Genomic DNA, 21,015 nt, shown 5'->3' on the forward strand with positions numbered 1-21,015 from the left:
GTCAGGGTGTCACGACCTCCAGATCCCCCGAGTCGCTGGACAGCTCGATCGAACGCGGGGCCGAGGGGGCGCTCGCGGCCTTGATGTCCTTGGTGCCGGAGTCCGTCTGGGCCACGATGTTGTACGGCCCCCGCGGCACATGGATCACGGTCCTGCCCGAATCCGTGGTGGTCGTGACCTGGTCGGGCCGCCCGGCGAAGGCCAGGTTCATGTCACCCGAGTCGGTCCCCGTGACGACCTGTCGGCCCGTCAGCCCGGTGGCCTCGATCGCCCCTGAGTCGGTGGTGGCCTCCACGTCGCCCGACAGGTTCTTCAGCGTCAGGCCCCCCGAGTCGGAGCCCACCTTGACGCGCAGCCCCTTGGGCACCTCCACCTGGTAGCTCACGTCGCAGGAGGTGCCGATGGCGGCCCACCCCCACGTGGTGGGACAGGCGAACGCCAGCTCCAGCGTGTCACCCTGAACCTTGTGGCTGGACTCCGGCGGGAACCGCTGCCGGGAAGCCGTCACGGGCACATCGTAGGAGCGCGGCGTGCAGGCCCTGCCCGCCTCGTGTGGAGATCCCGTGAAGATCGGCTCGGCGGCGGCACAGACGGCATTCCTCTCTGGGAGATGACCTCTGGTCATCGTGCGGGGGGTGCACCACCTCGGCTCGGACAGGACAACCTGCCCGTGGTCATGTGAAGCCCGATTCCGAAGAGGGGGTAGATCTGGATTTCCACTCCAGCTTTCGCGGTGCGTTCACCCCTGGTTCAGCTTGGCCGCATTTCGTCAGAGCAGCGGAATTGGGGTGAGGCGAACCGCGCCCGCACCCCATCCGATGAACCGATCCTGAACCTCAGCCGTTTGAGCAGGAGAGCACCGAACCGTCCGCGAACTCCGCCGTCGATCGCACGCACACGATGACATCGGAGAAGTCCGCGCAGGCATATGCACTGCTCGCACCCATGAACGTCGCGCCACACAGCGCGACTACCGCCAAAGCCCGGCTGATCATCTTCTTCATTTCCGCTTCCTCCCAGAAGGATTTATTCGCGCTGAATGTTTCGTTCAAGGATGGCGTGAGCGATGGGCAATTTGAAGATCGACGAGTGGCAAGATACTGCGGAACAGAAGGCAGCATCATGCAAGGGAGGCCGGCCGAACCGGACTTGTCGCAGTGGGCGATGCGGCCATCCCTGCCGCCGGCAACGTCTCGGTGAGTCACGAATCCTCGGTGGACAGCAGCCGGCCCAGCGTGTCCAGACCGTGCTCGAGCCGGCGGAAATAGGTGGCCCTGCTGATGTGGAGTTGCAGGGCGAGTTGCTGGTGCGTCCGCGGCCGCCCCAGGTAGTAGTGCCCCAGAATCCACCCCGCCTCGGCGTCCTCAGGCGAGTCGCCGTCCTCCAGGATGCGCACGGCATCCCGTAGCCACTCCTGGAGGTCCATCACTGTCGCCGTGCGTGCGCAAGCCAGTAGCGGACTGTCCGCAAGTCTGGCCTCGTCACGGATGTGGGCCAGGGCCCAGCCCACATCCCGGCCCGTAGGGCCCTGGGGGGCGACCCCGTCCGAGACCGGGACGAGCCGCTCCACCCAGTCGGGCAGCACGTCCTGGCCGAAATCCTGGCTGTAGATCTCGGGCTCGCGTCCGCACCGGTAGATGTCATCGGTGGTCGTACCGTGCCGCTGGAACCGCAGACCACGCAGCAGCCGCTGGTAGTCGGGGTTCGGAGTGGACACCGTCAGCAGCAGGCTGCGCGACCGGACCTGGTGAAGTAAGTGCCGCAGGAGGAACGCGTGCAGGCCCCGGTCGGGGCAGTAGGCGGCCCCGAGGACCAGGCTGCCTGTGCCCCGAGGCCGGCCGAACAGCCCGTCGGGATGCTCCTGGAGCAGCGACTCCACGCTGGTCGCGGTGTGCTCGGTGACGTGGAGCAGGCCGATGAGGCCGGCGGCTCGGCCATCGCCGTCCCTCAGCAGTTGGAAGCCCGAGGGATCGTCGCGCAACCATTGCTCCACCATGCGGTCCGTCCGCCGGGCGTCCAGCCCTCCGTGACGGGCCCACCGGTGCATCAGCTCGCCTATGTCGTCCGCGTCCCCCGGCTCGGCGGTATGGACCAGACCCGTGGAGGAGTTCGCAGGGAACAGCGTCTCGCGCACGGCGTCGTCATCGGACAGGGCCATGACGCCCTCGGCGAGGCGACTGCGGTGCTCAGCGCTGGGCTCTGTGGCCAGCAGGCGCTTGCGGTAGGCCAGCGCCCGGGTCCGCGTGGCGCGGTGGGCGGTCGGCTGCCGCCACCGGTGAGCCAGCTCGATCACGCCGCGGAACGGCTCGACCACGGCGAGCCCGAGTTCCGTGCGGGTCACGAGGCTGAGCCCGCGGAGGGCATCGAAGAGTTCCGGGGCGGCCTTCAGCAGCGCCTCGTCGCCCGACCACATGGTGGCCAGCTGGTCCAGTGCGCTTCGCCACCGGTGGGCGGGTAGTTCGCGGGAGAGCCGCTCGACGATCTCCTGAGTGATCTGGTCGGCCACCGGCCCCGGAACCTGCGGCGACGCACCCGCGTGCAGCGCCCGGCACGCCGCGCCGGCGATCAGCGGATTGCCGGCGGCGAGGCGGACGACCAGGTCCCGGCTCTGCGGGGCGTGCAGCTGTGCGTCCGCTGCCAGCTTCCTGATCCGCTCGTCCGCCCATGCGGAAACCCTGAGGACCGTGGCCCCCGACAGGGTCCACCCAGGGTGGGCCAGCAGCGAGCGTCTGCTCACGACCAGCACCGGCCTGCCGTCCTCCTGCCGCCGGGTCCGGACGGCCTCCAGCGTGGACAGCGCTTCCGGGCTGTCCACGCTGTCGAGGGCCAGCGGCGTCCTGGTGTCCTCGGCGAGCGCGGCCGGTACGGCCTCCCGGGCGCCCGGCTGCGACAGGTCCAGAACGGACACCGAGGCCAGGCTCGACACGAGCCGGGACTTGCCGATGCCGAGGGGGCCCGTGAGATTGACGAGCGGATGCCTGTCCACTGCCTCCCGCAGTACGTCCGGGCTCACCCGCGGCGCCGGCCCGGTGGCTCGTGTTTCTCCCATCAGATCTCCTTGCCTTCTCCGGCGAACGGCCCATCGCCGCACACGGCGAACATGTCATCGACTGAGTGACGCGACGAGGAAAGCGGTCTGCCGCCCTCCGCTGAGACTGTGAGACTCCCGTGAGACTTGGTTTGTTTGCTTCCCGGCTAGTTTGTGCTCCGTGGTCACCAGGCACCGGGACCGAACACGCGGGGGGAGACATGCAGGGCCGCACTATGTCCGTACTCGGCCTGACCGGCACCGAGGAGGACGTATACCGCTACTTCCTGCGGAATCCACGCACACCCGCGCACGATATCCACGGAGTGTTCTCCTTCGGGCAGGAGGGAGCGACGCTGGCGATCTCGCGCCTGCGTGACCTGCGGCTCCTGCACGGGGACGACGAGAGCACGTGGGCGACAGAGCCCGGTGTGGCCGTGCCACGGCTGATGGAGAAGCAGTTGGCGGCGATGCACCGGACGATACGTCAGCTCACGAAGCCTTGGCCCATACTGCGCTCGCTGCAGCGCGACCGGCAGGACCCGCTGCCGGAGCTCTCCGGGACGGCCGACGGCGCGGGCGCAACGCTCCGCCGGCTGGAAGACCTTCGGGAGGTACGCGCCCACATCGACGAACTGGCCTTCAGTGCCCAGCAAGAGGTACTGGCGGCCGAGCCCTACGACACGCTGCCGCAGGAGGACATCGCGCACGGGCGGCCCGTCGACGTCCGCTGTCTGCGGCGCGGCGTACGCATCCGGAATCTCGTGCGCACGTCCGCCCTGGAAGATCCGGAAAGCCTGAGCCATCTGCGAAAACTGCACGCCAACGGTGCGCAGATCAGGGTCGCGAACGAACTGTCGCAACAGATGCTGGTCTACGACCGCCACACGGCCCTGCTCCCGATCGACGTCCACGACACCGCCCGGGGTGCCCTTCGCATCGAGGAGAGCACTCTGGTGGGCGGCGTCGTCAGCCTCTTCGAGAGGCTGTGGGCGGCGACGACGGACTTCGCCACACTGACGGCCCCCGGTGCCGGGCGGATCACCCGGCTCTCCGAGACGCAGCAACGTGTGCTGACCTGTATGTGCACCGTGAGCAAGGACGAGGTGGGCGCCCAGCGGGCCGGTATGTCGCTGCGCTCGGCGCTGGTAACCGCGCACAAGCAGCGTTGACGGCGCGCGAGCGGGGCTGGGTGTGATCGCATGCGGGGCCTTGTACATCGTTCCCCGCAGAGGCTGTGGCCGGAGCTCGGCGGGAGGCCGGCATCGTCGAATCGGAAGTACACCGCCGCGTGCACCTCACCGCGCATGCCGTTCTTCGTGTGTTGAGCGCGGGGAAAATGTCCATCGCGCAGATCTAATGTCAGTAGGAGCAGGGCTCTTAAACCGGTCGTGAAGAATTGGCTCTGTCTCACTCAATGGGGTCGAGCTGGCGGAGGTTACGGCCGGCATCGGATTCGAGGTCCTACCCACAGCTATCCGGACCGTGCTCGACCGTCGCGATGCTCACCGCTACTCGGCGCTGACCGTCTCTACCAGCGGCTGGCTACGACGGCTTGACTGGCCCCGCTCGGGCGGCTTGATCTGACGGTTGACGGCCCGATCTGGCTGCTGCCACTCTCCCCGCATGGGCTTGGGGGAACGCGTTCGCTACCAGACCTCCTTTACGGACTCGGCCCGCTGGGATGGGTTCGTGTTCCGTCCCGGCGACATCGTGATCAGCACCCCGGCGAAGTGCGGCACGACCTGGCTGCAGATGATCTGCGCCCTGGAGATCTTCAAGAGCGCGACATTCGACCGGCCGCTCGACCAGATCTCGCCGTGGCTGGACGTCCTGCTGCGCCCGCTCACCGGAGTGCTGGCCGACCTCGAGGCACAGGCGCACCGGCGGATCATCAAGACCCATACGCCCCTCGACGGATTGCCCTTCGACGACCGGGTCACCTACCTCTGCGCAAGCCGGGACCCCCGGGATGTGGCCGTGTCCTTGGACAACCATGCCAGCAACACCGACCGGGCCGTGTCCCTCGCATTGCGGGAGGATGCCGTGGGCGCCGTGGTCCTTGACGAGTTGCTGGCCGCCGCTCCGTCCCTGCCGAGCGGGACCGCGCGCGAGCGCTTCTGGTCCTGGGTCAATCCGGCCGCGCCCGGGAAGGCTGTGTCCGACCTGGAGATCATGCTCCACCATCTAGACACGTTCTGGCAGGTCCGCGACCAGCCGAACATCGTGCTGCTGCGCTACGAGGACCTCCTTGATGACCTCGAAGGGCAGATGCGCTACATAGCAGCCCGGCTCGGGATCGCCATCACCGAGACAGCCTGGCCGGACCTAGTCCAGGCCGCCACGTTCGCGGTCATGAAGGGCCGGGCCGTCGAGCTCGCGCCCGAAGCCAGCCACGACGGCTTTTATCACGATCGCAGCCAGTTCTTCCACAGCGGATCAACAGGCCAGTGGCGGCAGGTCCTCAGCGAGGAGGAGCTTCCCCGGTACGCTGCCCGAGTCGCCGAATGCGCGCCCGCGGACCTTGCCGCCTGGATCCATCGGCCCGCGCTGCCGGCGGCAGGCAACCTCTAGGGGCGCGGTGCATGAGTGATGACGCGCCGGAGCTGACCGCGGAACTGGTGGCGGACGGCGTCGTGCCGTCGCAGCCGGTGATCTCGCACGACGGGTGCCAGTACAGCCTGCGCCTGACCCGCGGCGACCCCCTGGCCGATCCCCGGCCGGCGCCAACTCGAGCGCGTCCACGAACTCGGTGGCGATCTGCACCCACTGCCCATCGCTCAGCAGCGGATCGGCGGGATGCAGGTGCAACCCGCAATGCCAGACCGGCCGGTAGGGAGGCCGGACCCCCGCGAGTACCGGCTGGTCCAGCAGCGTGGCCAACCGCAGCACCGAGAACCCGCCGCCTGGCTATGTACGTGAGTTGCGGAGGCGTTTGTTGCTGGGGCAGGGAAGGCGGCTTCGTGTGGTGAGGGGTGATGTCGCCGAGTTTTGACGGCAGTGGGGTTCTTGCGGTGGGAGAGTCGGTGTGCTTCTCCCGTTTGGGGCCCCATGCGCATATCGGCGACCAAGGTCGAGCTGTATACGGCGATTCGCAACGTTTGCCCTGTCCGCTACCGGCACCTCGGGGCGATGTCCCCCGTCGATATGTCCGCGCGTTCGGGGGCACGGCCAGCGCGGCCAACGCGACTCCGAGCCGTCGTTCCGTCGCGAGGGAGCGGCCAACGTGCCAGGATAAATCACGTCAAGCCGTAACTCGCGTGGGCCGGTATCGCAGGGCGACCGCCCCCGACCGGAACTCACGGCGGTCCACGGGCTCGAGCTGGATGCGCTCGCGCAGACCGGCGAGCAACGTCGGCCCGTGTCCGGCAAGGACCGGCTGCACAAGGAACTCGTACTCGTCGATCAGTCCCAGATCTGCCAACGCCAGGGGGAGCGTCACGCCACCCACCCACAGGCCCTCGCCTGACTCCTGCTTGAGCCGCTGAACCGCTTGCCCGAAGTCGCCTCGCACCAGCTCGGCATTCCAATCGACCGCGCTCAGCGTGCTCGACACAACGTACTTCTTCGCCCGGTCGATGGTCTCGGCGAACGGGATCTGCCACTCATCCATCCAGTCAGGCCACGTGTCCGTGGCCGGCTTCCGCCACGCCGACTCCATCATCTCGTAGGTCACCCGGCCGAATAGCAGGGCATCGGCTCGCTCCATCTCAGCGGTCCAGTAACGCATCGACTCCTCGTCCGGGGGGAGCCCTGCCTCGTGATGGCAGCAGCCGTCGAGCGTGACGTTGATCGAGTATCGAAGTGGTCTCATCTCGTTGCTCTCCCTTGATGCGCGCAGCGCGTTTTCACCGGACGTCTACTTAGACGACTGTCGGCGCCATTTCTCATCGGCGCCCGATCCCACCTACTCAACACCGTCGTGATGCGAACCAGACCGCAGACTGAGCGCGCGACCGATTCGGGCGCTCGGGGCGTTCAGGTTCGCAACGGGACGGCGCTCATAACGCTCGACTTCGATGCACGGTGCCACGTCACCTACCGTCGGCTCAGGGCCAACGACGAACGTCGCAAACGTTGCCTGACGCGGCACTAGCTGCGATAACGCCAGCTTCTACACACTTCTCGGCATCCGCGAGGCCATCCACCACGCCGGCGGCAGCCTCATCCTGGCCAATCCCAGTCCACCCGTCGAACTCGCACTGTCTCGAAGCGCCCTGCGAGACCTACTGCCCCTCCACGACATCCTCGCCAAACAGCCACCGCCCGGCCACCCAGACAGCCCGGAGTGACGTCAAAACTCACCGACATTGATCAAGGAATCGGCCCCCAACCGCCTCCCGAAGTCAGCGACAAACGCCTCCCGAAGAACCCAACACAGCCACGCCGCCGGGCTGCCGAGCCGGTTGCAGGCTGGCAAGTCCCCCAACCGCCGACCCGGCCCAGGCCGCTACCAACCGGTGCCCATGGTGCTCGCCATCATCGCCAGGCCCGAACAGATACCGCAGGACCTCCCCAGGGTTCCTGCTGCGCGCCTTCACCCGAGGCCTCACGAACGCCACCTCCGCAGCCGTCCATGGATCTCACCGGCGAGCTCGTCCAACCGCGCGACCGCCGCGGCGCACTCGGCAGTGCTCCCGCTGGCACCTTCCAAGGCCGTAGCCGCCGCAACCAGCGCCGTTCGCGCCGCGAACAGTTCCCGCTGTATCCGGGCCAGCCCCACCCTGCCCGCCTCACCCTCGGTACCGCCGTCTGTGACTGTTGGGCGCGGCGAGATTGGCAGCAGGTTACGCGGAAATAGTGGCAGCAGAGTCTGGTCTTGCGGATGATCGCAGCTCGCGGACGCATCATGATCGACTGTCTCTGTCTGAGGTTACGGTGCTCGTATGGTGTCCTCCTTACTTCTCGACCCCCTGCCCGCCTCTTGGCCCTGCCAGCCTGCCCGACCGGGTGGTCTGAGCGGCCTGATCGCTCAGGCGCGGGAGATCATCACCACCTTCCGCGGGGAGGATTTCGTCCAGCGACTCAACCGGGCAGCGATGCAGAGGGTCGTCTGTGAGGTCTTTCAGTTGGCGCTGGATGAGCAGGAAACCGAACGGCGCAAGCCGGTCGAGTTCGCCCAGGCGTGGAAGGGTCGCCTGGCGGCGATGCTGGCGAGCGAGACCATCCAGCTGTCGGGGCGGCGGCAACCGGTCTCGGTCGCCGATCTCGACGTGGATCTGGGGTGGAGCTTGTATGCCGCGGTCGATCAGGAACGAGCGGCCGCGATCGCCAATGCCACAGCAACGCCCAGCAGCCGTCGCGAGTGGCAGGGTTCGCCGGCCGCGTTCTACGAGTTCTGGGTGGTCGGCGGCCAGGAGCGGCTGGGTCGTGTCCGGTACGCCACGTGCGAGGGCTGCCAGGCCGGCCTGATCCGTAAGATCAGCTTCTCGCTGGAGTGGCAGTACTGCGGGCTCGGCACGCGTGCGCTCGACGAGGTTCAGGTCCGCCATCCGGGACTGGCCTGGTACACCACCGACCAGTACGGCTCGGCCCTCGGCTTCTGGGAGCGTTACCGGCAAAGCGGCGACAGCCCCTGGACCGACCGCGGCTGTCCCTGCCCGCACTGGTAGCCGGACGGCAGACGGCGGTCACCGTCGGCGGTCAGGGCGTGGGTGGCGCGAAGGGCTCCCTCCTCGCCTGAAGACAGCTGGTCACGGCCACTGCGGGAGTGCCCGCCAGTCGAGGGGCCTGGTTGAAGTCGACCGGCAGAGTGTTGCCGGGCTCGAGCAGGGGCAGCACGAGCCAGCGACCGATCTCGGGTGTCTCGTTGTCGTTGGCCTCGTCGCTGAACACCACCAGGCGCTGGCCGGGGAAGTCCTGGAGGACAGCCAGTACGTATTCGGTGCCGTTGATGGGTCACGACGAGGTCGACGGGGGCCAGGATGGCCTCGGTGCTGCGCGGGATGGTCAGCCGCCCCACATCTACACGCCGTCCGCGGCCGTGGCCGTCACGGTCAGTAGTCGGTGTGACATGCCGCCTCGAGGTGATGCCGTGGGTCAGAATCCGCAACGGCGCACCACCGTCATAACGTCATAGCCGGGAGAGGGCCTCGCCCTCTCCCGGCTCCTCCCCCATCGGAAGGTGAGCATGCAGTCGCCGACGCACCTGCACGATCTCCTAGTCTCGACCATCTTCACCGAGGGACTCGATGACGAGATGGACCTCTGGACGCTGGGATTCAGCGCCCTCTGGGTCAAAGGAATGGATCGCGACGCCGTCGCCGAGGCCTTCTCCCTGGACCTCGTCACCAGCACGCCGAGCCACCTGAACGAATTGCTCGACAACAGTGAGGAAGGCGGGCCCACCTGGGTGGGCGAGGCCGGAGGGTGGACCTGCATCATTCCGGGGCCGACCGACGACGATTTCCTGCTGCCGTTGACGGCGGGCGGGCGGGAGGCGCTCTGCTTCAGTATGGATATGGGCGGCCATGACCATTTCAAGTATCTGAAGGACGGGGAGGTGGTTGTCGCCTTCCAGCCCACCTGGCCCGACCCCGTGCACGGGAGCGATCCGCACGCGCTCGACCACCTCATGGAAGGGCTGCGCTTCCAGACCAGCGGCGACGACGTCATCGAGGATCGCGTGGACGAGGGCGAGAGCATCAGCTCCGTCCTGACGCTGATCGGCCGGATCACGGGGACGGACATCGCCGCTGACTGGCTTGAGGCGACGCACTCGCTCATCTACCCTCGCTACTAGCCCCGTGGCCACCTGGGCAGCGGCCAGCTGGCTGCGCGCCTGCTGGAGGTCCTCGCGGGTGAGCTGGAGCCGGGTCTCGGCGGCCGCCACGGCGGCTGCGGCCGCGGTTTCGGCCTTGGTTCGGAGCGCCTGGTCGTCCTGCTCGCGCAGCCGGTCGGGCTCGTCGGCGAAGCGTTGCCGGTCGGTGGTGAGCTCGCCGCGTAGGCCGTCGGCGGCCGTCTTGGCCTCCTGGAGCTGTCCTGGGTGCTGGCCAAGCGCTGGTCGGTCTGCTGCAGCCGGTCGGTCAGGCGGCGATTGTCGCTCTGGGCGTGGGCCAGCTCTTCCTTGCGGGAATAGGCGACCTCGCCAGTACCGAGGCCCGTCCCATTCCTGCCGGGTGTCAGGTGCAGGTGGAGGCGCAGGCAGCACAGAGCAACCGCACCAGGTGATTGGGACGGAACACCACGGCTGGAGCCCGGCACGTGGCAGTGAACCGACCGTAACGGTCGAATGCAGGCGGCCTCTGACAGAAGTCGAGGTCGTCCTTCTCGATGTCGCCGGCGTCGATCACGACGGGCTTCCCCCCGATAACCCGATAGTTCGTGTCATCGAGCTGGTTGTTGGTCTGCATGCGCATGAGCGCCATCGCCTCGGGGTCAGGGGCGCTGCCGTCGTTGACGAAGTACGGCATGGCCATCACGTACCGCTTGCGGCCGTTGCCGTCCTCGAGTTCGAACAGGGCAGACGGCGGCGCCCATGGCATCCCAGCGTGGCGGGAGAACGCGGTCAGGTCCGCATCGGCCCGCCATGGATACACCCGTTCGCCAGCACACGGCCGCGCCCGGTACTCGTCCCTGCGCGGTGACCGGTCCCCCGGCGGCTCCGCGATGTCGCCGCGGTGGTGTTTCCTGGACGCCGCAGCGTCAGTCATGGGGAGTCTCTCCTGAGGGGAGCGTGCTGGTTCTGATCTCATTGTGACCGCTCGCCCTCGCCGTGTTGTTCCACCGCCGGCCGCGACCGCGAGCAGGGCCACACCGAGCCCGGTCACCTGGGCCGGAGAGTGGCGGGCGTCGCCAAGCGGGATCGGCTGGCCACGGCGGTACACCTTCACCACCCCCGTTCTCCATGGTGACCGCCTGAAAGGCGCCGTCGCCCAGCAGCACGGCGGGCCGCCCGTTGATGTTGGCCAGCGCCTGGGAGCGCCACCTGGGCGACCTCCAGCCGGGCGTAAACGACGGCCGCCTCGAGCGCCGCGGCTGCGGCCCGACCGCTCTCGTCGCGGGGCTGCGCGCGCAGCCGGTCGGCCTCTTGGCGGACAAGACTCGCACCACCAAGGGCAAGGTCGCCACGGAGTTGCTTCCCGAGATCAGAGTGGCCAGGGGATAATGAGGCGATGCTTCCCGGTAATCCCTTCCTGAAGGGTTTCAGCCAGACGCCGAACGGGACGATCTTCGATTCCGCGCGTGTGGAGCAGCTGCGCAAGGGGCCGTTAGGCGACCTCGCCGACGTGGACGCCGCGTCAGCGCTGGCCCGTCTGAGCTGGGACGAGCTGCTGGACTACGGCACCGAGCAGAAGAACCTCCGGCTGGACAACGCCGAGATCGCCGTCGCGTTGAGGGCTCTGCGTGCTGTCCTGGGGCGTCTTCGTATCGTGTTCGACCCGCCGTTTCGCGACCAGTTCGGTTTCCATCAGTACTGGAAGAGCCGGGGAATGTCGGATGCGGGAGGCTGGGCGAAGCGGCGGGCCTACCTCACCGGCCTGTTCGAGCCGGTGCTCGCACAGTTGGAGACCATCGAGGACACGCAGACCGGGCAGCAAGCCGACCGCGATGGCGCTGCTAGCAAGATCACGGAGGTCACCCGCCGTAGGCTCATTGACGGTCTCGACGCGGTCCGCAAGAAGATCATGGATGAGCTGGCGGAGGCGGGTGCCCCGATTGAGCGCCCGGATCTGTTTTGGTGGGGCACGCTCGACGAGGTCGCCTTTCTCGACCGCTTGTACAACCTGGACCAGATGCCGAGCCGCGACCCCCGATACGCCACCGCCCGCTTGGACCTCATCCAGCACTGCATCAACAACGACGACTTCCCCGCCGACTGGATCTACCGGGACGAGCGGTTCGGCATCGGCGCGCACGATGGGCGGCTCCTACGGTTCCTGGCCGAGACCCTTCACCCCGTGGTGCGTCCTGAGCAGGTCGAGGTCCGGCATCTGCACGCCTTCTACAACTCCGTCCTTGCCCATGACGGGTACGAGCTCGTTCAAGTCGGCCAGATCAGCGGGGCGCCGATCTTCGCCGGCCGCAGAATCGGCGGTGGTGTCTCCGGGACGATGAAGAACATCATCTTCGCGGCGGACGGGCCCAAACCCAAGATCGTGCTCGGGGACGCGGTGAACAACGACATCAGGATCCGGGCGGTCGCTCTCTAGGGCGCGCAGGAGAGCTACGCCCAAGGCGGTGGCACCGATTCCGGTCAGGCTCTCGGGGAGAGTCGGTTCTCGTGTCACGGGGTTGTTCAGCTCTCTTTCTCGGTAGGCGGCGTCACGGGCGGGCACCCAGGGCGCGGAAGTAGTCGTTCACGGGTGCGAAGTCGACGTTGTCGCCGCGGTAGCCCACGTACTTGTCCGGCCGGATCACGTACAGGCTGGGGCGGCGCACGCCGTAGCGGTTGTGCGCCTCGCTGCGCAGGTCGGCGAAGACCCCGTCCATGGGGTCGTCCGGCAGATGGCCGCGGGTGATGACATGGACCTCGCCGTGCCCGGCCATCGCCTCGCGTGCGGAGGCTTGCCAGGCGGCCAGGGTGGCGGAGCCGGTCGTATCCGCCGCGAACAGGACGAGGTGGTGGCCCGGCGTCCGGAGGAGGTGCCGAAGCGCCACCGGCCCCTCACGGTTCTCGACGTAGGCGTCCCGTACCAGCTCGCCGGCTTCCGGTCCGGTACAGGCGAGGTCACTCCACGCCCGGGCCTGCGACTCGTGCCAGCGTTCGAAGACGAGGTCACTGTCGCGGTAGTGGACGAGGTGTTCGCCGAAGGCGTTCGACAGCCGCTGCTGCACGAGGTTGAGCCGGCCGAACAGGCGCAGCGCGTGCCGCCTGGCCCTGCGGGCGACCAGCGTGCTGCCGGTGGCGACTTTTGTCGTGGCCGAGGTCGCCTCGACCACGGCCTTGACCACGGGCCACCGTTCGGCCTGATAGCTGTCCAGGAGGGACTCCTCGGCGCGCCCGGCGACGACGAGCGCGAGTTTCCAGCCCAGGTTGTAGGCGTCCTGCATGCCCGTGTTCATGCCCTGACCGCCCACCGGGCTGTGGCTGTGCGCGGCGTCGCCGGCCAGGAGGACCCGGCCCTGGCGAAGCCTGTCGGCCAGGCTCTCGCGGGCCACGAACGACGAACTCCACTGCAGATCGCGTACGCGAGAGTCCAGAGGCGTGCGTTCGGCGACGTAGGCGGCGAAGTCGTCCAGCCCGGGGTCGTCCGGCGGTCGATCGTCCGGCGTGCTGGCCAGGATGCGCCAGTAGCCCCCGATCATGGGGAAGACGGCCACAAGGCCGGACTTGTCGAAGTAGACATGGAAGCGGTCCCGCGTGAGCGGCCAGTCCACGGCGACGTCGCCCAGGATGAACCCCCGCTTCAGGTCGGCTCTCTGCCGGGTGATTCCCGCCCTCTCGCGCACGGTGCTGTGTGCGCCGTCGGCGCCGATCAGCCACCCGGTTTCGCACCGTTCGCCGCGTCCGTCCTCGTGGCTGAGCTCCACACTGACGCCTTTTTCGCTGGCCTGCTGCCCGACCAGGCGGGTGCCCCATTCGACGGTGACCCCTAGCTCCTCCGCGCGCTCGCGCAGCAGCGCGACCGTCTGCCACTGCGGGATGCACAGGTCCAGCGGGAATGGGGAGTCGACGGCTGTCACGTCCATCTCGGCCAGGGTCGTCGTTCCCTGGTAGAAGTTCAGTGTGTGCAGCGGGACGCCTCGTTCGATGGCGGCTTGGGCCAGCCCGAGGTCGTCCAGCATCTCCAGCGATCTGGCCACGATCGACACCGCCCGGCTCTCCCGGTGGTCCGCGCGCGCGGCGTCGATGATCCGTGGGACTATTCCCCGCCGTGCCAGGTCGATGGCCAGTACCAGGCCGGTCGGCCCCGCGCCGACGATGAGAATGTCCGCTTTTGTCGTCACAAACTCTCCCACATAGAACGAATGATCGTTCTTTTTAGAAGAGCACGGTTGAGCCGCGACCGTCAAGAGCGAATGTTCGTTCTCTATCGGACGGCTTGCGCAGGCGCCGACAGCAGGGCTCGCATGCCGTTCCTGAAGGCCGCCGAATCCGCGTGGCCGTACACCGCGCGGCGCACCAGGAACCCGTCGATCAGGGCTATCAGGACATCGGCCACATGCTCGGCCGGGACGTCGGCGGGAAGCAGCCCGCGCTGCTGATGCTGCGCCACGAGAGCGCCGACCACGCCGCTGGCCTGCGCCATGACCTCCTTCAACTTGGCGCTCAGTGAAGGCGAACGCAGGGCCTCCGACCAGACCTGGACCAGCAACTGGGCCGACTCCCGCGACCCGGACAGCGGAAGGCGCTCGACCCCCAGCACGAGATCAACGATGTTGTCCAGGTCCGGCGGCTCGGTGGTGTCGTGCGCCTCGAACGCCGACGCGACCTCGGCGAGAGCCTCGGCCGCGGTTGCGGCGATGATGTCGTCCTTGCTCTCGAAGTAGCGGTAGACCGCGCCGGCCGACAGCGCGGCCTCGGTCAGCACGTCCTGCATGGACGTGGCATGGAAGCCATTGCGGATGAAGCAGCGCCGGGCGGCGTCCAGGATCTGACGGCGGCGGGCTTCCAGGTGCTCCTTGGGCATGCGTGCCATGGGATCCAACGTAGAACGAACGTTCGCCCCTTGACAAATTCACCCTTCCGGGAATAGAGAAGGAACGTTCGCTTTCTATGTTGAGAAGGGTCGTGCCATGTCATTTGCCGCCAACACCTTGAGCGCTCTGGTCGCTCTCGTCTTCCTGCTCGCCGGTGCACAAAAGGTCCGGCTACAGCGTTCGGTGACAGCCAACCTGCTGAGACTAGGAGTCGGCCCGACGATGACCCGCTTGATCGGCGCCCTGGAGGTCGCCGGTGCGCTCGGGCTCGCAGCCGGCCTCTGGCTCAAGCCGCTCGCCGTCGCGGCCGCGACCGGTCTCACACTGCTGCTGATCGGCGCAGTGGGATTCCACGTCCGCGCCCGCGACTTCACGCACCAGCGCCACCGCTCCCACGCCGTAGCGCCCGTGGTGCTGGCCGTGGTCACCGGAACGACGACGGCGTTGTTGCTCGCGTCTTTCTGAGCCAAGAGCGGGCGGCGCCGTTACCTCATGGCGACGTGACGTCAAGGCCTACGAATCCCAAAGCTCCAGCGATCCGTGAGGTAGCCGGGCTCTCGTGGTTGAAAAGGTGGTTCCGGAATACGGCAGAAACGGGCCGCGGGCTGAGGTAGCTGCTGGTCAGCGCTCGGCCAGGGCCGCGTAGGCGGTGGAGCGGCCGATCTTGAGGGTGCGGGCGGCCTCGGTGACCGAGGCGCCGTCGTCGACAAGCCGGCGCAGTGTGGCCAGTTCGGCCGGGCCCAGGACGTTGGGGCGGCCCATCTTCTTCTTGCCAGGGAGCATGGCGCCCTCGCTCTGGCGGCGCTAACGCGGGGGCGATCATCGGCTCTCTTGGTGGGTGCGGGTGGCCATCATCTGGACCAGCCGAGAGCTGCGGAGACGGTCGACGCGACGCGTATGGACAGAGACCGTGTACAAGGTCTGTCAGACTGTGCTCGGAGACCCCTACAGGGGCTCCCACCTGCATATCCGTTGGAAATTCCTTCATTGCTACCGGGACCCCGAAGGGGGTCCTGCGCTAGGCGTCGTCCCCCGTTGTGCGATCTGCCTCTTCCAGCGCCAGTGGCGGCAGGCTCCCCGTTTCGGCGCCCTCATCGTGGCCATGGTGATGCTGCTGACGATAGGCGCGGGCTGGTGAAGACGCGCCCGTGACGGAACCCGATCTCCGTCCGGCGCGTTGGGCTCGGTGATGAACGAGATTCCTGGTTTGACGGAGTTGGTCGCCTGCCGGTCGAGCTGGCGCAGCGCGAACAGGTACGGCACGTGCAGTGTCAGAGCGACGCCGGTAGCGAGCCAGGCGCGGCGGGGGGAACGGCGCATCGGCCACGATGATCAGCGCAGGGCGTGGCAGGTGCCCCGGCCAGGCGGCGATCATGCGGGCAGCGTGCTCGGCGCCCTCCGCCGTGGCCTTGACGACCAGTGCGGCGCTATGTCCGTCGGGAACTGCGCCGGCGAATTCGAACGCGGCAGGGTGAGCCCGTCGGTGATTGAGCAGGTCGATGACCATGCTGGTGCCCGCTCCGCCGTGGGCCCCGATCATGGTCCACCGGGGCTTCGGTACTCCGTGTTTTGACGATCGCACTCTTGCATCCCTTTAGGCAATTCCGCCACATTAGGCACTTGACACACACGTTTACCAGATCTTGACAGGGTTTGGCGATAGGGCGTCAAGGGACGAGAGGGCGAAATGCGAACCGTTGTGCCGATCGCGCTGGCGATCGTGCTGTTCTCCGCCCTCTTGCCGCTTATCGTGCTGCTCGCATCCACCGAAGCCGTCTCGGCCATGCTGCCGACGAGCCGGTCAATCGGGCAGGGCGAGGACCCGATCGACGTCGAGGACATCCCGCCGGAGATGCTGCGGTTGTACGTGGCCGCCACCCGCACCTGCCCCGGGCTGCACTGGTCGGCGCCAGCCGCGGTCGGCAAGATCGAATCCGACCACGGCCGGTCGAGCCTGCCGGGCGTCAAGAGCGGCACCAACAGCGCCGGTGCCGCCGGACCCATGCAATTTTTGATCTCTACCTGGGGCGGCGCCGTGAAGATCAAGGCGGGGACGTTGCTCAACGGGTACGCCGCCGACGGCGACGACGACGGCTGGGCGGACGTCTACAACCCGGCCGACGCGATCTACGGCGCGGTCAAGTACCTGTGCGCCTCCGGCGCCCCCAGCGACGCGCGCCAGGCATTACACGCCTACAACCACTCCTGGGCCTACGTCGAGGACGTACTCGCCCAGGCCGAGCGCTACCGCCAGGTCGCCACGACCAAGCCGCAGGCCCGCCAGGCCTTCGCCCCCGAGCAGCAGGGCGGCGGGGACATGCTCACCCCGCGCACCCGCCGCATCCGGGACCTGATCAAGCAGCAGTTCGGCGTGCCTACGGCATCGGCTGTTACAGAGCGATCGAAGACGGAGGAGAGCATCCCCGAGGCCGCGCCTGCGACTTCATGCTGTCGACTCAAGGCCGGATGCCCTCCCCCGGCGAGTTGGCCCGCGGCGACGCGATTGCCGCATGGGCGCAAGCCAACGCCGACACCTTGGGCGTCCTGTACGTCATCTGGCGACAGCGAATCTGGAACTCAGGCATGGCCGACAAGGGTTGGCGGCCTATGAGCGACCGCGGCTCCATCAACGAGAACCATATCAATCACGTACACATCAGCATGCGCTAGGAGCCCTTTACAGGGTTCCATGCGGTGAGTCAGGGAACATTGTTGCCTTGTGTGATGGTTGATTCTATGCTCGCCCGATCTGCGGGATGATCAGCATGGACATCACGCCGACAGGCCCCCAGTGTCGGGGCCTGCGGCGCTGACGCACCTGTCAGGTCGGCAGCCGCTCGACGAGCCGTTCGAGCACACGGGATGGCCACACCCAACGCAGGAAGCCGACGAGTCCAGCCACCACACCACGGACTCCGATCAGGCTGACGGCGAGGTGGAACGAGGCTTCTTAGCCGAGGTTTCACCCGACCGGGAATTCTGGTCCGACAGCGAAGAGGACGACGAAGTCGAGAACGAGGAACCGTGGGACGATCTGTCCTCCCATCGGCGGTGTGGCCCTACTGATCGGCATCTGGTTCATGGCCAGTACTGGCAATGACCGCCCTGCCGAGTCAGCCGCGACTTCGTCTTCCTCCTCCGGCCCGTCCATCCTGGATTCGCCGCCGCTTCCCGAAGGTGAGCCAACCGAACCGATCAGGACCCTTTAACCCAGCCGTGAACCGGTCGTCTCACCCACGACCAAGGCGGCGACGCCACTCGAGACCAAAGCCGCCCGGCCGACTCACAAGCTCACCGCTAAGCCCTCGGTCAGGCGCAGCCCAACGGCCCGGCCGACCGCACTCAAGGACACGGTGGAGCCGGCGGGCCCAACGGAAGCACCTCCCCCGCCCACCGGCGAGCAGGACGACGAGCCGTCGCAGACCGGCCCCACTGAGATACCAGCCCCACCAGGAGGGTAAAGCGCGGCGGCAGTGTCGTGGGCCCCCAGCCCATTCCTCCGCCTAGCGCGCCAGCTGGGTCTGCTCGGCACCGGTCCTCAACATCCGGTTCCTTAGGACCCCGTGGCCTATCCATGCGCCGCGGTCGACGCGGTGAGGTTACCTTTGGTAAGAAGGTGCCGATCAGGAACCATCTGGGTGGGAGATCACCATGGACGCTCTCGGCCATACCCCTGCGGCATGCCGGGCTCGCGAGATTCTCGACCGTGTGGGCGGCAAGTGGTCGCTGTCCGTGATCTCCCAGCTCGGCGCGGACACCAAGCGATTCACCGAGCTCCACCGCGGCATCGACGGCATCAGCCATCGCATGCTGACCGTCACCCTCCGCGATCTGGAGCGAGACGGCATCGTCTCCAGGACGGTGTATCCGGTCATGCCGCCCCGCGTCGAGTACACGCTCACCCCGCTGGGCCACACCCTGTTCGACCTCGTCAGCGGCCTGGTCACCTGGGCGGAGGGCCACCTCGACGACATCGACGCCGCCCGCGCCGCCTACGACGCCCGCGCCGAGTGAGTCAGCCCTCCACGAAGGCACGGAAGTCGATGATGGACGGCGGCGGCACCGGCTCCTCCTCGGTGCCGGGCGCCGGGCTCCGCTCCAGCAGCCGAGTGCCGACCACGGATCCCGCGAACACCGCGTGCAGCCGTACCTTCCTGCCCGACCTGTTGCGGAACCCGTGGGAGACACCCGGTGGCACCAGGATCACCGCCCCTGGCCCCACCGGCTGCCATTGTCCGTCGTAGAACGCCTCGGCCTCGCCCTCGTCGATGATGAGAACCTCCTCGTTGGTGTGCACGTGCACCGGGATGATCTCGTCTGGCGCGAGATGCTCGAAGTTCAGGACCAGGTTCTTGACGTGGCGGCCGTCGGGGCGAGCGGGGTCCAGCACCAGGGAGTGGAGCGAGTTCGGCTTGTAGTTGTGCGGATCTTCGGGAAAGGGCCTGTAGTCCACGCGAGTGACGATGCTCATGGCAGCAGTCTGAGCGTGGATGCTTCCCGCAGGTAGATCGCACTTTTTCGTAACCTTCTCACACCGGTGTAACCGCCACGGTGCTCCAGTCGTCCAGCCCGTGCCCCGGGTCACCCAGCTCGGTCTGGAACCACGGAAGGCAGCCCATAAGAGGGCTAAGGACCATCATGTCGTAGCTCGATCGTCACCGCCGGGGAACCTGACGAACGGCCAGCCTCCGAACCCGGGCCCTGTGCCGGCATCGGAGGGGGACACAAACCCGTCCGGCGCGGCACCGTGTCCGATCGTGCGGGGGGTGAGGTGGCGGCTCGGGCTGGTCATAGGGATCGCCGTGGGGCTGATTGTGGGGTCTGCCCTGCTGCGGCTCTGCCAGCCTGGGCCGCCTCCGATCACTGAGGCCCCGCTCCGTGCCGCATCAGCAGCCCAGGAGAAGGGGCACACGCCATGACGATGTATCGAGCCAACGGCACCCAGATCAACAAGACCACCGCGGCGACCCTCGTCACGGCCGTCTCGGTCCCCGACCCTCTGGTGAGGGTGACCGAGCATCTGTGGGAGGGCGTCAGGGCGGAAGGCACCACCTTCCCGCCCGCGCGGCTGCGGCTGAAGTACCGCAAGGACCCCGTAAGGCAGCCTCGGCGAGGTCGTCCCGCTCATCCGAGACTTCCTGGACCGCGTCACCCGAACTTCACGTTCTGCTGCTGCCCCACGATCCGGCCCGCCGCGTCATGGACGGTCACGGTGACGGGAGGGGAGTCGATATATCGTGCGGCCCGTCGCCTGGGTCCTTGCTCCGAACGGTCTTGGCGGGCGTCCTGGCTATGAAGAAGCCGCCCGTCACCACAGCGTCCGTGCGCCGCCCAGAGGACCAGTCGATCGTCACCCGGCGCACGTCGGAGGCGACCCGACCAGCGACGACGCGCACGTAGTTGTCGTGTGACTCGCCCTGGCCGGACCAGTAGTGCACCGCGTAGACGTCCACGCTGAACTTGCCGGAGAACCCGGCCAGATTCCCCGGCGCCTTGACCGCCTCAAGATCTGGGACGCCGCCGTCGTCGGCCACGATTTCGGCGCCGCAGTAGCATTCCAGTACGCCAGCCAGTTCCCCGACGACACCGCACACCTCGGCTACCTCGACCTGCCGCTGCCAGGGCCCGCCGTCGATGCGGCCACATACCGCTCACTGAGCTGGCACATCGCCTTCCACTCCCAGCGACGGGTCCCCGAGGCGGTCGTGGGCGACGACGTCCGCGAGTACCTGGCTCTGTTCTACCCCCAGGTCTCGTACGGCGGAACGGCGTTCGGCGGTACCTCAGACCGCTCGCCGTTCACCGACACCGAGATCAACGAGTACGCCCGGACCTACAGCCGGCCAGAGGCCCTGTCTGGTGGCTTCGAGCTCTACCGCGCGCTCGACAAAGACGTCCTTGACACCGCGGCGGCGGCGCCGGTACGTGTCCCTGCCCTGCTCATGACCGCCCAGGGTCAGCTCGAAGCGATCCGGGCCACAGTGGCCCCGCGCATGACCAAGATCGTGCGCGCGGTGGACGTGCCGCACGCAGGGCACTGGCTCGTCGAGGAGAACCCCCGGTTCGTCACTACGGAGCTCATGCGCTTCCTCGTCGGATGAGTTCGGTGGGCCGGCGGCAACCGTGGCGCCTCCGCCAACGGTCCACAGCGCGATGGCCGTGCCCGTTCGGCCGCGTCGGGAAGGGCTGCCGGACGAGGGCCGGCGAGAAGGGCAGCATGATCGTCGCCGCGCTCCCCTGGAGCAGGCCGGCGGCGATCAGCTCGCCCAGCACCGGCGCCAGTGTGCAGGCCGTCGAGGCGAGCGTGAAGACCGCGACGTCGGCGCCGAACGCGCGGTGCGGTCGGAGAACGCGCCCGCGGAGAGCAGGAGCGCGGCGAACATCAGCGTGTAGGCGTCCACGTT

General features: G+C 67.7%; 21 protein-coding genes. 10 read left to right on the top strand and 11 right to left on the bottom strand.

Annotated features, from left to right (window positions below):
- Position 1: 1 nt before the first annotated feature.
- The 3 genes from ABFX55_RS21165 to ABFX55_RS21175 all read right to left on the bottom strand — a co-directional run bounded on the left by ABFX55_RS21165 (position 2) and on the right by ABFX55_RS21175 (position 3,049).
- Positions 2-508, bottom strand: coding sequence for a DUF4097 family beta strand repeat-containing protein (locus ABFX55_RS21165; protein ID WP_346123509.1), 507 nt, complete (start codon positions 506-508; stop codon positions 2-4).
- 328 nt (positions 509-836) lie between these two features.
- Positions 837-1,205: a hypothetical protein gene (locus tag ABFX55_RS21170; RefSeq protein WP_346123510.1), complete on the bottom strand. Its 369-nt coding sequence runs from the start codon at positions 1,203-1,205 to the stop codon at positions 837-839.
- Positions 1,202-3,049, bottom strand: a complete 1,848-nt coding sequence (locus ABFX55_RS21175; protein WP_346123512.1) for a hypothetical protein — start codon at positions 3,047-3,049, stop codon at positions 1,202-1,204. The genes ABFX55_RS21170 and ABFX55_RS21175 overlap by 4 nt, the downstream gene beginning before the upstream one ends.
- A gap of 215 nt (positions 3,050-3,264) precedes the next feature.
- Between ABFX55_RS21175 and ABFX55_RS21180 the strand changes: the two genes are divergently transcribed.
- Together ABFX55_RS21180 and ABFX55_RS21185 are read left to right on the top strand one after the other, a co-directional pair.
- Positions 3,265-4,200, top strand: coding sequence for a TrmB family transcriptional regulator (locus tag ABFX55_RS21180; protein ID WP_346123514.1), 936 nt, complete (start codon positions 3,265-3,267; stop codon positions 4,198-4,200).
- Between the two features lie 454 nt (positions 4,201-4,654).
- Positions 4,655-5,602, top strand: a complete 948-nt coding sequence (locus tag ABFX55_RS21185) for a sulfotransferase domain-containing protein (RefSeq protein ID WP_346123516.1) — start codon at positions 4,655-4,657, stop codon at positions 5,600-5,602.
- 670 nt (positions 5,603-6,272) lie between these two features.
- Here the strand turns inward: ABFX55_RS21185 and ABFX55_RS21190 are convergent.
- Positions 6,273-6,842 (bottom strand): dihydrofolate reductase family protein, encoded by a 570-nt coding sequence (locus tag ABFX55_RS21190; protein ID WP_030925166.1) that lies wholly within the window; start codon positions 6,840-6,842, stop codon positions 6,273-6,275.
- Between the two features lie 1,072 nt (positions 6,843-7,914).
- Between ABFX55_RS21190 and ABFX55_RS21195 the strand changes: the two genes are divergently transcribed.
- Entirely contained in the window at positions 7,915-8,640 is a 726-nt protein-coding gene (locus ABFX55_RS21195) for a GNAT family protein (protein ID WP_346123518.1), read from the top strand.
- 31 nt (positions 8,641-8,671) lie between these two features.
- Here ABFX55_RS21195 and ABFX55_RS21200 read toward each other — a convergent pair whose 3' ends face one another.
- Positions 8,672-8,863 carry a hypothetical protein gene (locus tag ABFX55_RS21200; RefSeq protein ID WP_346123519.1) on the bottom strand — a complete coding sequence of 64 codons (192 nt, stop codon included), beginning with the start codon at positions 8,861-8,863 and terminating at the stop codon, positions 8,672-8,674.
- Between the two features lie 295 nt (positions 8,864-9,158).
- Between ABFX55_RS21200 and ABFX55_RS21205 the strand changes: the two genes are divergently transcribed.
- On the top strand, positions 9,159-9,770 hold the full coding sequence (locus tag ABFX55_RS21205) for a DUF6461 domain-containing protein (protein ID WP_346123521.1): 612 nt from the start codon (positions 9,159-9,161) through the stop codon (positions 9,768-9,770).
- Positions 9,771-10,149: 379 nt separating this feature from the next.
- Here the strand turns inward: ABFX55_RS21205 and ABFX55_RS21210 are convergent, their stop codons facing one another.
- Positions 10,150-10,680 (bottom strand): hypothetical protein, encoded by a 531-nt coding sequence (locus ABFX55_RS21210; RefSeq protein WP_346123523.1) that lies wholly within the window; start codon positions 10,678-10,680, stop codon positions 10,150-10,152.
- Positions 10,681-10,928: 248 nt separating this feature from the next.
- Between ABFX55_RS21210 and ABFX55_RS21215 the strand changes: the two genes are divergently transcribed.
- The gene (locus ABFX55_RS21215) at positions 10,929-11,135 is read left to right on the top strand and encodes a hypothetical protein (protein ID WP_346123525.1); all 207 of its coding nucleotides are present in this window, start codon (positions 10,929-10,931) and stop codon (positions 11,133-11,135) included.
- Between the two features lie 7 nt (positions 11,136-11,142).
- Positions 11,143-12,180, top strand: coding sequence for an AbiJ-related protein (locus ABFX55_RS21220; protein WP_346123527.1), 1,038 nt, complete (start codon positions 11,143-11,145; stop codon positions 12,178-12,180).
- Positions 12,181-12,292: 112 nt separating this feature from the next.
- On the opposite strand, the gene ABFX55_RS21225 is transcribed toward ABFX55_RS21220, so the two are convergent.
- Positions 12,293-13,918 (bottom strand): FAD-dependent monooxygenase, encoded by a 1,626-nt coding sequence (locus tag ABFX55_RS21225; RefSeq protein WP_346123529.1) that lies wholly within the window; start codon positions 13,916-13,918, stop codon positions 12,293-12,295.
- Positions 13,919-14,001: 83 nt separating this feature from the next.
- A complete protein-coding gene (locus tag ABFX55_RS21230) occupies positions 14,002-14,601 on the bottom strand; it encodes a TetR/AcrR family transcriptional regulator (RefSeq protein WP_346123531.1) in 600 nt (199 codons plus the stop codon).
- A gap of 106 nt (positions 14,602-14,707) precedes the next feature.
- On the opposite strand from ABFX55_RS21230, the gene ABFX55_RS21235 reads away from it, so the two are divergent.
- Complete coding sequence (locus ABFX55_RS21235) at positions 14,708-15,076, top strand: DoxX family protein (protein WP_346123533.1); 369 nt, start codon at positions 14,708-14,710, stop codon at positions 15,074-15,076.
- Between the two features lie 156 nt (positions 15,077-15,232).
- Here ABFX55_RS21235 and ABFX55_RS21240 read toward each other — a convergent pair whose 3' ends face one another.
- Together ABFX55_RS21240 and ABFX55_RS50140 are read right to left on the bottom strand one after the other, a co-directional pair.
- The gene (locus ABFX55_RS21240; protein ID WP_346123535.1) at positions 15,233-15,394 is read right to left on the bottom strand and encodes a helix-turn-helix domain-containing protein; all 162 of its coding nucleotides are present in this window, start codon (positions 15,392-15,394) and stop codon (positions 15,233-15,235) included.
- 753 nt (positions 15,395-16,147) lie between these two features.
- Positions 16,148-16,657, bottom strand: coding sequence for a hypothetical protein (locus ABFX55_RS50140; RefSeq protein WP_487047398.1), 510 nt, complete (start codon positions 16,655-16,657; stop codon positions 16,148-16,150).
- Between the two features lie 102 nt (positions 16,658-16,759).
- On the opposite strand from ABFX55_RS50140, the gene ABFX55_RS50145 reads away from it, so the two are divergent.
- Both ABFX55_RS50145 and ABFX55_RS21250 read left to right on the top strand, forming a co-directional pair.
- Positions 16,760-17,281: a VldE C-terminal domain-containing protein gene (locus ABFX55_RS50145; protein ID WP_487047399.1), complete on the top strand. Its 522-nt coding sequence runs from the start codon at positions 16,760-16,762 to the stop codon at positions 17,279-17,281.
- 981 nt (positions 17,282-18,262) lie between these two features.
- Positions 18,263-18,625, top strand: coding sequence for a winged helix-turn-helix transcriptional regulator (locus ABFX55_RS21250; RefSeq protein ID WP_346123539.1), 363 nt, complete (start codon positions 18,263-18,265; stop codon positions 18,623-18,625).
- A 1-nt stretch (position 18,626) separates the two neighbouring features.
- Here the strand turns inward: ABFX55_RS21250 and ABFX55_RS21255 are convergent, their stop codons facing one another.
- Positions 18,627-19,082: a cupin domain-containing protein gene (locus ABFX55_RS21255; protein ID WP_346123541.1), complete on the bottom strand. Its 456-nt coding sequence runs from the start codon at positions 19,080-19,082 to the stop codon at positions 18,627-18,629.
- A 961-nt stretch (positions 19,083-20,043) separates the two neighbouring features.
- Between ABFX55_RS21255 and ABFX55_RS21260 the strand changes: the two genes are divergently transcribed.
- Complete coding sequence (locus ABFX55_RS21260; RefSeq protein WP_346123542.1) at positions 20,044-20,712, top strand: alpha/beta fold hydrolase; 669 nt, start codon at positions 20,044-20,046, stop codon at positions 20,710-20,712.
- Positions 20,713-21,015: the final 303 nt, after the last annotated feature.

The sequence above is a fragment of the Nonomuraea roseola genome, assembly GCF_039535395.1.
In the GTDB taxonomy this organism is placed as follows: domain Bacteria; phylum Actinomycetota; class Actinomycetes; order Streptosporangiales; family Streptosporangiaceae; genus Nonomuraea; species Nonomuraea roseola.